Below are 14,798 nucleotides of genomic sequence, written 5' to 3' on the forward strand. Positions count from 1 at the left end.
AACCTGCAGATGTCATCACCCAAGCAACCATGAAGGATCTGTATAACGTCGATGTTACCGTGCTCAGTCATCAAGGTCGCCCAGTGATTGTCGATGCGGTTTAAGTACAGCATATCTTATAGTTGCTCTTTAATGGCTGGTTTCGCGTAATCGCTTCAAAGAGTTGTCTTTAACCGTCAATTTTTGCCTTTGCTTTAACCGACTTTGACGCCCTTTGACCCATAAATACACACCTGTGCCAGATAAGGCCGCCACGGCTAACCCCGTCAATGCTAAAAATATTTGATACAACAAATGACCTACGCCATGGCTGATATGACCCATGTGTAGCGTTGCCATCCATTGATCAGCTTGATTACCAAATGCGCTCTGATAACCAAAATTGACCTTTTCAACTTTGCCAGTCGCCGCATCCACGGTGATAGATGACGCACCGCCTTTTTTACCGATATCTTTATTGGTTTTAAAGCGCATTTGCCATTGATTGTCCTCTTCTACCCAACGCACTCCCAATAGCTGCTGGACACTGACGCCATTTTTTTGCGCGGCGATCTCTGCCTGCCTGCTTAAATAAGCAATACTGTTAGCCTTGTCTACCTTATTAGTACTGTTCATATTAGTGCCAATAGTAGTCGCCTTATCACTACTAGATTCCGTATTCATCGCAGGCTTCTTTTGTTTATCTCCTTTACCTTCTCTACCTTCAAGACCCACCATTGCTTGCATCACAGGCTGATATACCGATTTTAAATTAAAACCGACACTCGACCACGCAATGACAAACAGCATCAACCACAGCCATAAGCCAAATGCATGATGCAAGTCATAATTGAGTTTAAAAGCATTGGTTTTACGACGGATTTTCCAAGCAGGCAGCCAGCGTTTAAAAAATGAAGCGCGGGGTTTACCAGATGATTTTCTCAATGCTGCTTGTTGAGATTTATTGGTACTAACCGCTCTGGGAAAGGTTAAATAAAATCCGATAAAACAGTTAATCGTCCAAATTAAGGACACGATACCCAGTATTAATTTGCCGATATCTCCCAGCAATAAATCTCGGTGCAACCAGAATACCTTGTACATCGTATTGCGCCATGCCCATTCCTCTTTATCACGTGTACCGATGATTTCACTAGTAAGGGGATCGACATACACCTCTTGGAACGGGGCTTTAGGAGCATTATCTGCTGCCTGACCTCGCGTTCTATCTACCGAAAAAACTGCTGATTTGTTAGGCTCTACTGAAGTTGGCATACTAGAAAATTGATACTGTGGATAGGCACTGATAACAGCATCATGCAGTGTGGCGATCGGTAGTGGCGGCTTGTGTTGCGCCTCAATATTTGCCAGCTTGTGATTAAACACATCATCTAGCTCATCATGAAATGCCAATAGCGTGCCCGTGATACCAGCAATGATCAAAAAAGCGGCCATTGCAAGCCCAGTATAGCGATGAATCCATAAGCAGCTCTGACGCAACGTAGGGGGAAATGAAGTCATTAGTATTGGTTTTTTATTCATCGTTTCTTTATTCATTGGTTATTTTGATTGGTATTCAAAAAAAGTTGTAATTGCTATCACATGCTTCATCATTTACTGACCATAAAAAAGCCAGCTATCTTATACAGACAGCTGGCCCTTTCATCTATCATCAAGTGACAATAAGATTAGAACTGATACGTCAATGACGCTTTAATATTACGACCTTTCTCAAAGTCAGTAGCAACATCATCAATCGGATTTAGACGAGATGAGTGGCTCGCATAAGCTTCATCAAAAAGATTGTAAACGCCAAGCGTGGCTTTTAATCCATCAACTTGTTTTGGCGAATAGTTCATAAAGATATCATGAACATTATAGCTTGGTTTTTCAATCTCATTTTCAGACGTATTCGGCATCACTGAAGCAACATACGTACTGCGCCAGCCGATATCTGTGGTCTCTGTTGGGGCATAAGCCAGATTGACCATATATTTATCGCCTGATTCTGAGCTGCTTCCGGTCACTGATGGAATGCTGTAGCCCGTTTTTTCACCTTTGCTGCGCGCGCGTGAATAGCTCAAACCCATACTAAAGTTATTCATTTTATAGTCGGCAGCGAGCTCGACCCCTTTAATTTTAAAATCTTCATCTTTATTGATGACGCCTTGACATTCACCACCTGATTGTCCAGTGACACAGTCTAAGCCAACGCGAGTTCCGCCAGAACGAACAAATTCGATATAGTTTTCGATATCAGTTTCAAAGTATTTACCGCTTAGTTGTAGTGCATCACCGGCTACCGTTAGGTCGCGTAACGTTGTGACTATACCCACTTCAGCATTAGACCCTTCTTCTGCTTTTAAGTCATTATTAACGTAAGTTTTGTCACCATTTGAATTAAAAATGGTTTGGCTTAAGTCAGGACCATTAAATAACTGCGTGTAGCTTGCAAATACTTGCGTCAATGGTGCAATCTCATAGCTTGCGGCAAGTGCACCAACGACATTATCATAGGTTTTGCCACCAGAGATAAACTCAGGAGATTTGTAGCGGTCATAACGCACACCAGGTGTTAAAGTGAGCTTACCATTTTTCCATTGGTCTTCTAGATATACTGATGTATTGGTTGCCTCGTCTGACCCTGCTTTGACGAAGTCGCGCTCCATCTCCGATTCTTTTTTGTAGTGCTCAATACCAGAGATGAGTTTGTGTGTGCCAACATTCGTAGCAATGTCACTGGTATTTTGGATTTTTGCGCCTGTGGTTTGAACTTGTGCGTTAAAATCAAAACCTGGATCATTGATATAATCAGAATCGCGCAAAATGCGGGTTTTGGTTTGATACACGTTGGTATCTACATCAATCAGTGGGTTGCTAGGATTAAAGGTATAATCAATACCATAAGTATCGCGCTTCACTTGTTGCGGAATTGGAGGCTCAGAGCGGCTAGGGAAGTCTGGACGGAATGGGAAAATACCTTTCTTTTCAGTTTGGCTGAAATTTGCGCCAATATGATGGTCATCCGCAATATAAGCACCCGCCTTTAATAAGATGCTTTCAGTTTTACTGTCTTCAAACAGCTCACGACCGTTACCATCTTCGCCAGAATCGCTATCACGCTTGCCATAATAAGCCAGTAAGTCAACATTGTCCGTTGGTGCGGCATATACAGTCGTTGACGTTAGTAGCTCGTCATTATTACTGGCATAGCCTGCGTGAACTTTAGCCCCTATTCTTTGACCCTGTTTCAGCAAATCCACTGCATCAACGGTTTTAAAGGCCACCGCCCCGCCAATGGCATCATTTCCTAGCGTCACTGAGTTATTACCGACTGAGACATCAGCTTGCTTAAGCAAGTCAGGGTCAATAGTAATGTCACCCATATGATAAAAAAGTTTGCCTTCTTGACGCGCCCCATCGATAGTGACTTTTAGGTTGCTGTCTTCAAGACCACGAATACGAATACGCTGATTGACCGCAGAGGTACCACCTACCGTAACCCCAGGAACGACATTCAAAAAATCGCTTAAATGGCTGGCTTGCTGCGCTGGCGTATAGTCTTCTATGTAAACAGAATCGGTTTGCACTTTATCACGTACTGAGCTATTGGCTGTCACCGTAATGGTCTGCAACGTGGTGCTTGGCATGTCTTCTGCAGGTGCTGCACTGACTGCTTGTGACCATAATACCGCTGCCACGCCCATGGACAATACCGTCATTTGACTAGATAGTTTTGATAACTTTACTTCACGCATAACACACTCACCTTATTGACTATCACAAATTAGAATTTTTAAGAGCTATTTACTGTTGAGCACAGCTTGTGGCAGTTGCACCGCTTATTATTGAAAACCATTTTTTAGACGATTAGAGTCTTGACAAAGACAAAGTCTTTCATACGAATAACAATGTTAATGATAATTATTAGCATTTTAATAGTGAGAGGCATAATAACGAAGTACTAACAATTTGGCAATAATTAATGCGAGAAATTTAATATTAAAAAATAGCGCTAAATCTGGCTGGCTTATTCCGTTTTGTTGCTTACTGTTTTTAGACAAGTCAAAATAGCGAGCAAACCAAATCCACTGCGCTATGTTCGTCTAATAGACTGTTATTATTTAAGAAATAAAGCCATCAACATGAAAAAAAACGTTGCAATGGCCAACCCTTTCACTATACCCTTAGATAGTTGACCAATTAGTCAGGTTTAAACCTACGACTATTAGTCATATTGATAAATAATAGCTAGCTGCTGATATTTATTAGCACAAGGATAAGTGCGACTCTTTGTGAGACAACTAAGCAATATGAAGATAAACGGTGTGTCGATATCCATCTCTAAATTCATCACACTGCTTAGCTCTCTCCACAGAGCTTGGACTAAAAGTCACTTTAGGAGGAAGCCAAGATGAGCGAACACATTCAAGGGAACCCCGATTTACTATACGGATTGCATGACCGCCCTACCCCTACAAAAGCCTTTTTGGGCGCAGTACAACACGTACTTGCCAGCTTTGTCGGTATCATCACCCCCTCATTAATCATAGGCGGCGTCTTGGGTTTGGGGGAACATATCCCTTATCTCATCAGCATGTCATTGATGGTATCAGGGGTCGCTACCTTTATTCAGACCCATAAAGTTGGACCTGTAGGTTCAGGTCTTATGGCGTTACAAGGAACCAGTTTTGGCTTCTTGGCCGCGGTATTGGCGGCAGGTTTTGTGGTAAAAAACAAAGGCGGGAGTCCGGAGGAGATTCTCTCTGTTATCTTTGGCGTCTCCTTTCTTGGTGCCTTCGTTGAGATTTTCTTAAGTCAATTTATTACCAGACTCAAATCCTTGATGAGCCCTATCGTGACGGGTTGTGTGATTGTGACCATCGGTCTGTCATTAACCAAGGTTGGTCTGACGGATTTGGCAGGCGGCGTGGGCGCTGAAGATTTCGGGAGTATACAGAATCTGCTGCTCGGTGGCGGGGTCTTGGTCAGTGTGGTATTGATTAGTATTGTTAATAATAAAGTCATTCGCTCCAGTGCTATTTTTATAGGTTTGATGCTTGGTCTGATCGCAGCCATTCTTATGGGACGCATTGATTTCTCTTTGGTCTCTGACGCCCCTATCTTTACGCTACCTGTGCCATTCAAGTTTGGCTTTGGGTTTGATTGGCAGGCTTTTATTCCTATCGCCTTTATGTATGTCATTACCAGTATTGAAACCTCTGGTGATTTGACGGCGACTTCGATGATATCGGGCGAACCCATCAAAGGACCTTTATACGAAAAACGTATTAAAGGTGGCGTATTAGGAGATGGTGTCAACTCGTTGATTGCGGCGGTATTTAACACGTTCCCAGTGACGACTTTTAGCCAAAACAACGGCGTGATTCAGATGACTGGTATTGCCAGTCGCTATGTGGGCTTTTATGTTGGGGCTATCTTGTTCACTATGGGGCTATTTCCTATTTTGGGTGCTATCTTTACCCAATTGCCAAAACCAGTCGTTGGCGGCGTGACGTTATTGATGTTTGCAACGGTAGCGACTGCTGGTATTCGTATCCTATCAACGGTCAACTTTACCCATCGAAATATCTTAATCATTGCCACTTCGCTAGGTCTGTCCATGGGCGTGGCTTTTGTTCCTGATGTATTCGCACAGGCGCCGCAGCTTTTCCGTAATATCTTTGGGTCAGCAGTTACTATGTCAGGTATTGTGGCCATTACTCTCGATATGATTTTGCCCAAAAACTACGGTGTCGAATTTGATACAGCAGAGCAGCATCTGGATGACGGTCTAAAGCCTCTTAGACAAAAGGCTTCTTAAACGTACGTTAGGATAGTCAAATTCTTTACCAATCAGCATTGCTGTTCTGGTTCTGGACATTGACTCTTTTAGCGCTCCTTAATACGAAAACATTCAGAATGCTTTCGTATTAATGGCATGTTATAGACGTAAAATAATGATGCATAAGCATTACTCAAGACCACAGCCACGCAAAATAAACGGCACCAAAAAGTCTGCCGCCCGCGCTTCATCCTGCTGATCGTATTCACTCTTTTCCATCAAACCGACAATTTCTGTCTCAAATTCTGCATATCGCTGCGTCGTTGCCCAAATCAAAATCAATAGCTGTAAAGGGTCAGCGATGCCAATTTTGCCTTGCTCATGCCAAGTTTTCATCACTTGTGCCTTGTCTAGCGCCCACGCCTTCATGGTCGCCGACATAAATTCATGCAGGTGCGGGGCACCGCCGATGACTTCCAGCGCAAACAATTTATGGCGATTGGGATGAGCAAACGCTTGATGCAGTTTGGTACGGACAAACTTTTCGATGACCGTTTTAGGGTCACTATCGACACTCATAGCGACCAAGCCATCGTTCCACTCTTGAATAATAGAATGCAGCACGGCTTGGTACAGATTTTTTTTATTCTTAAAATAGTAATGCACGTTGGCTTTTGGCAGCTCGGCTCTATCGGCAATACCTTGCATCGTCGCACCGCGAAAACCTTGCAGCACGAACTCCTCTTCTGCCGCCGCCAAAATGACGGTTTGGTTGTGGGCGCGGATATCTTGCTGGTTGCGCTGTACAGGCGCGTCAGACGCGGCTTGTGGTTCTATATCGTTATGTTGAGCCATGATTAATGTTACCTGTCATTATTGTGATGAATAAAGAGCCATATCCCAGCCAATAACTGGATTCATATGCTAATTTTTATGAAATATCACCAGTCTAAATAAAATATTTGCATAAAGTAGTTGACCAAATGGTCAGGTTTAAGCAGAATAGCTCATAGTAAACCAATTATTAATCGATAAATACTACTTTAGCATGAGATGTTATCTAGAGATGCTACTCCACTGCTTTTGTCAGAAAAGAAAAGGATGTCATAGTGAAATTATCTTTACAGCAGTTTAATGAGCTCTCAACAGCTGAGGCAATTTCACATCTATTGACCTGCTGTACCAGCACCCATTGGGCGCAGGCTTTAGAAAAAAAACGTCCTTTCGCTGATATATCTACATTACTTGCTCATAGTGATGATGCTTGGGCACAAGCACAGACAGCAGAAGCCCAGTTACTAGAGGCTTTTGATGGTCATCCACAAATAGGCAATGTCGACTCGTTAAAAGAAAAATACCGCAATACTCAAGACAGTGCTGCCCATGAGCAGTCGGGTGCCAATGATGCCAATGACGAGGTGATTGAAGCTTTGGCACAAGGCAATCAAGACTACCTTGATAAATTTGGCTTTATCTTTATCGTATTTGCTACCGGTAAGAGCGCGCAGCAAATGCTCGATTTATTGTTAGCACGCTTGCCCAATGATCGCGCTACTGAACTGGTCAATGCGGCGGCTGAGCAAAATAAAATCACCCGCTTACGTTTACAGAAACTGCTGAGTGACGCTTAAAGCATTCAGCCCATCTGACTCATTTATATAAAAGGAATTATTATGTCAGGTACTCTCTCATCGCATATTTTAGATACCCATTTGGGCAAACCAGCCGCTGGTATTGCCGTGACGCTAGATCGCGTAAGCGCAACTGGCGAGGCATCTCTATTAGCCAATGGCGTCACCAACGCGGATGGACGCGTGGCACCAGATAGCTGGTCGTTTGACCCAACGATTGATATTGCTGAATATCACTTAGATGTTGGTCGTTATACCTTAACCTTTGATACGCAGTCTTATTTCGATGCACAAAATCTCACGGCTTTTTATCCACAAGTAGTCATCGATTTTATGATAAGTGATAACGGTCACTATCATGTACCGCTACTGCTTAGCGCACATGGCTACAGCACATACCGCGGCTCGTAGTTATGTAGCATCACCATATAAAAGAACATCATAAAAGCACGTCGCCATAGCAAAACGCGTCGAAAGATTGAAAAAAGCTGAACAAAAGAAAATTGTAAAAAGGACATTTGCAACATGGGCGCTTATTATCTCGATTGGTTTAACTTATTTTTTCGCTGGTTCCACGTCATCGCTGGCGTGGCATGGATTGGTGCGTCTTTTTACTTTGTTTGGCTAGATCTTAGTTTACGCAAGCCACCACAGTGGAAGGCTGACAAAGGCATTTCAGGCGACTTATGGGCGGTACATGGTGGCGGCTTTTATGAAATTGCCAAATACAAGCTTGAACCCGAAGAGATGCCAAAAACCCTGCACTGGTTTAAATGGGAAGCTTATACCACTTGGCTGACGGGTATGGCGATGCTCTCTATCGTCTATTATGCCAATGCGACTGCCTACTTGATTGATCCCAGCAAAGTTGATTTTGGTAGTAGTATCGGTGCCATCTCGACCAGTTTGTTGTTTTTATTCGGCAGCTATTTCATTTATGAGGTGATTGTCCGCAGCCACTTGGGCAAAAACTCGTTCATTTTTAGCACCATTATTTTTATCCTATTAATCATCGCCTGCTGGGGTTCTTATCAGCTATTTAGTGACCGTGCTTCGTTCATTCATATCGGTGCTATCTTAGGTACGGTAATGGCAGGTAATGTGTTCTTTGGCATCATGCCCGCTCAACGAGCGCTGGTAGAAAGCGTGAGGCGTGGCGAAAAACCAGGCAAAGAAGTAGCGGACTTGGCACTACAAGCAAAAAATCGCTCGCTGATGAACAACTATTTTACCTTACCGCTGATCTTTACCATGATTAGCAACCATTATCCGATGATGTACTCTCATGCTCACGGCTGGTTGGTATTGGTATTTGTGGGTATCATCACGGCTATTGTACGTCACTATTTTAACCAAAAGCATTTAGATAATCATAAGCCGCGTTATTTGGTCATCCCTGCTGTCTTAACTGTATTATTAATTATTTGGATGCGCCCAGAACCAATTGAGCCATTACCTGTTGTCAATGCTGCAGTCGCTGCTGAAACGGCGACACCAAATAGTGTGCCACCAACAACTACTGATAGTGCAGTCGACGGTTCTACTATAAGCACTGATGCCACCTCAAATGAAAATATCACTGCCGACGTCGTGCCAGTAACTGCCTCTGCTGATGATGCCATTATGGATGTCGTGCACACGCGCTGTAGCACGTGCCATGCCGCCCAGCCTACTCAGCAAGGATTTGCCGCGCCGCCAGCTGGTATCATCTTGCAAACACCGACCGACATGAAAACTCATAAAGCAAAAATCGTCACTGCCGTACAAACGGGCTATATGCCACTGGGTAATCTCACAAAATTGACTGATGAAGAACGTCAGCAAATGGTGGCTTACGCATCGGGATTATAGATAAAGGTCGCAGATAAATATTATATAGATCCAAAGTTACGCCTTATTTTGCTTTAATTGACTTAAGTTGCTTTAAAATATTTAGGATATATTGACAATGACCAAAAAAATAATCAGCGATTTCAATCAAGACGCCTACCCTCGCGACTTAAAAGGCTATGCTGACAAGCCACCAAAAGCCAACTGGCCAGGCGGCGCTAAAATCGCTGTACAGTTCGTCCTCAATATCGAAGAAGGCGCAGAAAATAGCGTGATTCATGGTGACGGTCAATCAGAGCGGTTTTTATCGGATGTCTTGGGTACGCCAGAATTTAACAATCGTCATCAGTCGATTGAGTCGGCATTTGAGTATGGTAGCCGTGTGGGTGTTTGGCGAGTATTAGACACTTTTAAAGAATACGGTTTGCCTATTACGACCTTCACTTGCGCCGCTGCTGCCGAAAAAACGCCACATATTATCGAGCGAGTATTAGAAGATGGGCACGAAATCGCCAGTCACGGTCTACGCTGGATTACTTATCAAAATATGTACCGCGAGACCGAGCGCGAGCATGTGCGCCGTGCCACTGAAATATTCGAGCGCATGATCGGTGGTCAGCCGCTCGGTTGGTACACGGGACGAGATAGCCCGAATACTCGTGAGTTGGTCGCCGAACAAGGTGGCTATATTTATGACTCAGACTCTTACGCGGATGAGCTCCCTTACTGGCTCAATGTCAAAGTAGAAGACGGTAATAAAATCGCTCGTAAGCCGCATTTGGTCATTCCCTATACTTTAGAGACCAATGACATGCGTTTTTCCTCAAGCCCAGGCTTTACCAACGCCGAGCCTTTTTATCAATATTTAAAAGACAGCTTCGATACCTTATACGAGGAAGGCGCACACACACCCAAAATGCTGACCATCGGTTTGCATTGCCGCATCATTGGTCGCGCCGGTCGCATCATCGCCCTCAAAAAGTTTTTGCAATATATCACCAGCAAGCCCGATGTGTGGGTATGCCGCCGTGATGACATTGCCAAACACTGGTATAAAAACCATCCAGCCACTGCCGATAACACTGCAAACTGGATGTAACCATACGTTTAGACACAAATTTATTGCGGCACAACACCACTAAGGAACATCAACAATGTCAACAAAGAGTACTTATTACGCACCAACTGGCGGTTTGCCTCCACAAACACAACTATTATCAGATCGCGCTATCTTCACCGAAGCTTATGCCATTATTCCCAAACGTGTACTGACCGACATTGTTATTAGCTATCTGCCGTTTTGGACAGGTATGCGCATGTGGGTGCTTGCACGCCCACTTTCAGGTTTCTCTGAGACCTTTTCACAGTATATCGTCGAAGTTGAGCCTAATGGCGGCTCAGAAAAGCCTGAGCTAGATGCAAACGCTGAAGGTGTTATATTCATCGTTGAAGGCGAAATGGACATGACTATCGAAGGCGTGTCACATCATCTTGAATCGGGTGGTTATGCATTCTTACCACCTAGCTGCAAATGGTCGCTAAAAAACAATAGCGACAAGCACGTTAAATTCCATTGGATTCGCAAAGCTTATCAACACTGTGAAGGTATTGATGTGCCTGAAGCCTTTGTTACTAGCGATCACGATGTTGCAGCGATTGAGATGCCAGGTACTGATGGCGTATGGGCAACCACCAGATTTACCGAGCAGTCGGATATGCGTCACGACATGCATGTGAATATCGTCACTTTCCAACCAGGTGGCGTGATTCCATTCGATGAAACACATGTAATGGAACATGGACTGTATGTCCTAGAAGGTAAAGCGGTCTATCACTTAAACGGTGAATGGGTAGAAGTTGAAGCGGGTGACTTTATGTGGCTACGCGCATTCTGCCCACAATCTTGTTACGCTGGCGGACCTGGTCCATTTAGATACTTACTATACAAAGACGTGAATCGTCATATGCCGTTTATTCGCCCAGCACGATAAGCCCTGCGCAATAACAATAATAATCAGCACAACAAAGCATTCAGAACGATGAGCAATATAGCGGCATAATCGTTCATTCGAATATGTCATTTATTCCCAGATGTTGATTTAATTCGCGTACGGGCTTATGGCAAAGTGGCTCATAGCAATTATAAACAGTGATCACCAAAAGTAAGGCAAAGTCATGAGTACTCTTATGAAGACTACGATCGTTGCAAGACCTTTAACCAAAGCTGAGTTTGCGCCCTACGGCACCGTAATCGAACCCTATGACAAGGCAGCACAGACGCCTGAAAATAGCTACCATATCAATAAAGGCTATGCCTGCCGCCATCACGCCATTGCTGAAGCCAAACTTGACGGCGGCGATGTCGGCATGAGTATCTTCCGCGCCAAAAAACGTGAATTTCCTATTGCCTTATCGGTCATGGAATATCATCCGTTTGGCACGCAAGCGTTTTTTTCAATGAATGGGCAGGATTATATCGTCATCGTTGCGCCTGCTGGTGCGCCGCCACAGTCTGCGGATGATTTGACCGTGTTTTATGTCCAATCTCATCAAGGTGTGCAATACGATGCCAATGTCTGGCATCATCCGCTACTTGCCCTCGGTCGCGACTCTGATTTTTTGGTGATAGATCGCATCAATGGCGAAGGCAAAAACTGTTATGAGCTGGATATAGAGGATTGGCAGGTGCAAATTGAACTTGCCAGTGAGCACTCTTCCGTTTAATTAGGGTCTGTAAACGAGCTGTTAGCCATTTATAAAGATAAAGCCAGTTAATAAAAATTAGCTGGCTTTATCTTTATAAATGTAGGATCCATCCTATATTTATAATCATCTTCCAAAACACAGTGCCTATTTAACAGCAATAGCAAAACATCTACATAGGCTACTTGCCTTTTATGTACTATCGTACTAGAATACTGAAACGAAGTAAGCTTCCCTTTTCTTTTCCATTAAGATGAATGTTATGAGCACAGACCCTTATCAAAGCTTATTAAGCCATTTAGCCAGTTGTCATGACAGCACCGCTATCGACCTACTATTCAGTGCGCTATTGACGGAAAAAGAGCAGCAGGAAATCGCCAATCGTATCCGCATTTTTGACTTGCTTGAGCGCGGTGTCACCCAGCGCGAGATATCTGAGCAGCTAGGTGTCGGTATCGCTACCGTCTCGCGCGGCGCCAAAGCCATGCAAGTCCACGATGTGAGTGCCTTACTAATTACTCATAGACATGACTCATAGAAAACATTCATAAAAGACACAGCTGAAAAGGCCGCCTAATTAATCAGAAACTAGAATTTTAATTTGTCTTACTTTTTATTTGATCAATCATTGAACCAATTTGGATATTGTTATGACCTCTCCTAACTTAAAACCTAACCAACCTGCTGCTATTGATATTCCTAGTAAACCACAGCGCATTAAACTCACTCAGGATATTGATTTCTTTGCGTTGTTCAAACGTATTGAGCGCGCTTTTGAGACCTGTTATTTGCTCGAATCATTGGGCGAAGATGGACATATGGCGCGTCATCATGCGATTGGTTTTGATCCAGTGATGACCATTGCCGCCATCGATCGTACAACCCTCGCGATTACTGATAATAAAACTGCTGAAACTAGCCGTTATCAAACGGATAATCCTTACGAGCTACTGCGCAAAATTACGCCGCAGCACGTCATTGCTCGCGACCAAAGCGGTGGTCTTGTCGGTTATTTGGGTTACGACAGTGTCAATTTCTTTGAACCCAGTCTCAATGCTAAAGCGAGCGATGACTTTGAACCGTTTAAATTTGGCGTATATTTGGATGGTTTGACGCTCGATAAGATGACCGGTGAGATTTTCTACTTTTACTATCCAACTGCGCAGCAAGAAAACCGCATCGAGCAAATCAAAGCGCTACTTGATGAGCAAATTCCAAGCTATGAGCCGCCTACAGTTGAGTTTTTGGGTGACGGCATGAGTCCAGAAGAGCACGCTAAAGCCGTCATGCAAGTCAAAGAAGACATCATCTCAGGGCGTATCTTTCAGTGTGAGGTAGGTTTTAAATCCAAATACCGTATTGCCGGCGATAAAATGCCCATTTATGAAAAATTGCGGTCGGTCAATCCGTCGCCGCACATGTATTTTATGAAATTTGCCCAGCAATGCATCATTGGAGCGTCACCAGAGCTGCTATTTCGCTTGCGTCAAGGTGAGATGGAAACCTATCCACTGGCAGGTACTGCCAAGCGCGGTGTCGATGTCATCGAAGACCGACAGCTTGCCCGTGCATTGCTAAACGATGCCAAAGAGATTGCCGAGCACAATATGTTGGTCGATTTGCATCGCAATGACATTGGCCGTGTGGCACAATTTGGCACTGTCAAAGTACGTAGTCTCATGGATATCAAACGCTTCTCTCACGTGCAACATATCTCGTCTGAAATCGTCGGAATCTTACACCCTAATGAAGATATGTTTAGCGCCCTTGCCAGCAACTTCCCCGCTGGGACGTTGTCAGGCGCACCGAAAGTTGAAGCGATTAAAGTTATTAATGAGCTCGAACCCGATGGTCGAGGTGCTTATGGCGGTGCGCTTGGATCGTTTAACTTTAATGGTGACTGTATCTTTGCCATTCCTATTCGCAGCCTATTCATCAACGGCGAGTCTGCCTATGCGCAAACCTGTGGCGGCAATGTCTATGACTCCAATCCTGCTGATGAATATCTAGAAATTCAGCGTAAATTGTCTGCCATGAAAGTAGTCTTAGACAGTTTGATGAACCCGTAAATTGCTTATATTTTGCCAAAGAGTGGATAACCCATGAATGTTTTAATTATAGATAACTACGACTCGTTTACCTTTAATCTTTACCAATATATCGGTGAGATTTTGCAGACGATGGACGGCGATAAAGCCGCGAACGTCATTGTTAAACGCAATAATGAGATAACGTTAGCAGATGTACAGGCCATGAATCTTGACCGCATTATCATCTCACCGGGCCCTGGCGCACCCGATGATCCTTCCTACTTCGGTATTTGTGCCGAAGTGATTGAAGTCATGGGTAAGACGACGCCGCTATTGGGTGTGTGCCTCGGCATGCAAGGGATTGCGCATGTGTTCGGCGGCGATGTGGTACGGGCAAGCGTGCCGATGCATGGTAAGGTCTCATCGATTCGCCATGATGGCGCAGGTGTCTATCAAGGATTGCCACAAGAAATTGAAATCATGCGCTACCACTCCTTGATGGTAAAAGCAGACACCTTACCAGATTGCTTGGCTGTCACAGCTGTCGTTGCTAATGACGCTCATGCTGAGTTCAGCCTAACCGAATCTGCGCTAGCAGGTGAGGAGATTATGGGACTACAGCATAAAGACTATCCCATTCAAGGTGTGCAGTTTCACCCAGAGTCATTTGCGACCGAAGGTGCCAAACGCTTGCTGACGAATTTTTTACTACAAGTGTAAATCTTGATGCTTAAGTTTGGGGGATATGACACCAAAGGGTGATAAGCCAAAAACAAGCGTACCTCTAACTCAAATAAATTGAATTTTGTGTCTGACTAACTTGCGTTCGAACTTAATTAA

Annotated in this window: 13 protein-coding genes; 10 read left to right on the plus strand and 3 right to left on the minus strand. The window is 44.1% G+C overall.

Annotated elements, in window-relative coordinates:
- Positions 1–129 precede the first annotated feature (129 nt).
- On the minus strand, positions 130–1,500 hold the full coding sequence (locus ACI2JM_RS13605; RefSeq protein WP_055124838.1) for a PepSY-associated TM helix domain-containing protein: 1,371 nt from the start codon (positions 1,498–1,500) through the stop codon (positions 130–132).
- Between the two features lie 167 nt (positions 1,501–1,667).
- Positions 1,668–3,737, minus strand: coding sequence for a TonB-dependent receptor domain-containing protein (locus tag ACI2JM_RS13610; RefSeq protein ID WP_404644894.1), 2,070 nt, complete (start codon positions 3,735–3,737; stop codon positions 1,668–1,670).
- 656 nt (positions 3,738–4,393) lie between these two features.
- Between ACI2JM_RS13610 and ACI2JM_RS13615 the strand changes: the two genes are divergently transcribed.
- Positions 4,394–5,803, plus strand: coding sequence for a nucleobase:cation symporter-2 family protein (locus tag ACI2JM_RS13615; RefSeq protein WP_270894380.1), 1,410 nt, complete (start codon positions 4,394–4,396; stop codon positions 5,801–5,803).
- Positions 5,804–5,953: 150 nt separating this feature from the next.
- Here the strand turns inward: ACI2JM_RS13615 and ACI2JM_RS13620 are convergent, their stop codons facing one another.
- Positions 5,954–6,619: a TetR/AcrR family transcriptional regulator gene (locus ACI2JM_RS13620; protein WP_055124609.1), complete on the minus strand. Its 666-nt coding sequence runs from the start codon at positions 6,617–6,619 to the stop codon at positions 5,954–5,956.
- 254 nt (positions 6,620–6,873) lie between these two features.
- Between ACI2JM_RS13620 and uraD the strand changes: the two genes are divergently transcribed.
- The 9 genes from uraD (at position 6,874) to ACI2JM_RS13665 (ending at position 14,678) form a co-directional block, all read left to right on the plus strand.
- On the plus strand, positions 6,874–7,395 hold the full coding sequence (gene uraD / locus ACI2JM_RS13625) for a 2-oxo-4-hydroxy-4-carboxy-5-ureidoimidazoline decarboxylase (protein WP_045453217.1): 522 nt from the start codon (positions 6,874–6,876) through the stop codon (positions 7,393–7,395).
- A gap of 42 nt (positions 7,396–7,437) precedes the next feature.
- Complete coding sequence (gene uraH / locus ACI2JM_RS13630) at positions 7,438–7,806, plus strand: hydroxyisourate hydrolase (protein ID WP_045444443.1); 369 nt, start codon at positions 7,438–7,440, stop codon at positions 7,804–7,806.
- A 114-nt stretch (positions 7,807–7,920) separates the two neighbouring features.
- A complete protein-coding gene (locus tag ACI2JM_RS13635; protein ID WP_404644897.1) occupies positions 7,921–9,246 on the plus strand; it encodes a urate hydroxylase PuuD in 1,326 nt (441 codons plus the stop codon).
- A 97-nt stretch (positions 9,247–9,343) separates the two neighbouring features.
- A complete protein-coding gene (gene puuE, locus ACI2JM_RS13640; RefSeq protein WP_404644899.1) occupies positions 9,344–10,324 on the plus strand; it encodes an allantoinase PuuE in 981 nt (326 codons plus the stop codon).
- Positions 10,325–10,379: 55 nt separating this feature from the next.
- Positions 10,380–11,216 carry a bifunctional allantoicase/(S)-ureidoglycine aminohydrolase gene (locus ACI2JM_RS13645; protein WP_045453223.1) on the plus strand — a complete coding sequence of 279 codons (837 nt, stop codon included), beginning with the start codon at positions 10,380–10,382 and terminating at the stop codon, positions 11,214–11,216.
- A 184-nt stretch (positions 11,217–11,400) separates the two neighbouring features.
- Positions 11,401–11,949, plus strand: a complete 549-nt coding sequence (locus ACI2JM_RS13650) for an ureidoglycolate lyase (RefSeq protein WP_404644901.1) — start codon at positions 11,401–11,403, stop codon at positions 11,947–11,949.
- A gap of 241 nt (positions 11,950–12,190) precedes the next feature.
- Positions 12,191–12,466, plus strand: a complete 276-nt coding sequence (locus ACI2JM_RS13655) for a Trp family transcriptional regulator (RefSeq protein WP_193008648.1) — start codon at positions 12,191–12,193, stop codon at positions 12,464–12,466.
- A gap of 112 nt (positions 12,467–12,578) precedes the next feature.
- Positions 12,579–13,997 carry an anthranilate synthase component I family protein gene (locus ACI2JM_RS13660; protein ID WP_404644903.1) on the plus strand — a complete coding sequence of 473 codons (1,419 nt, stop codon included), beginning with the start codon at positions 12,579–12,581 and terminating at the stop codon, positions 13,995–13,997.
- A gap of 33 nt (positions 13,998–14,030) precedes the next feature.
- The gene (locus ACI2JM_RS13665) at positions 14,031–14,678 is read left to right on the plus strand and encodes an anthranilate synthase component II (RefSeq protein WP_404644905.1); all 648 of its coding nucleotides are present in this window, start codon (positions 14,031–14,033) and stop codon (positions 14,676–14,678) included.
- Positions 14,679–14,798: the final 120 nt, after the last annotated feature.

Source organism: Psychrobacter sp. NPDC064578 (assembly GCF_044901245.1).
Lineage (GTDB): Bacteria > Pseudomonadota > Gammaproteobacteria > Pseudomonadales > Moraxellaceae > Psychrobacter > Psychrobacter cibarius_C.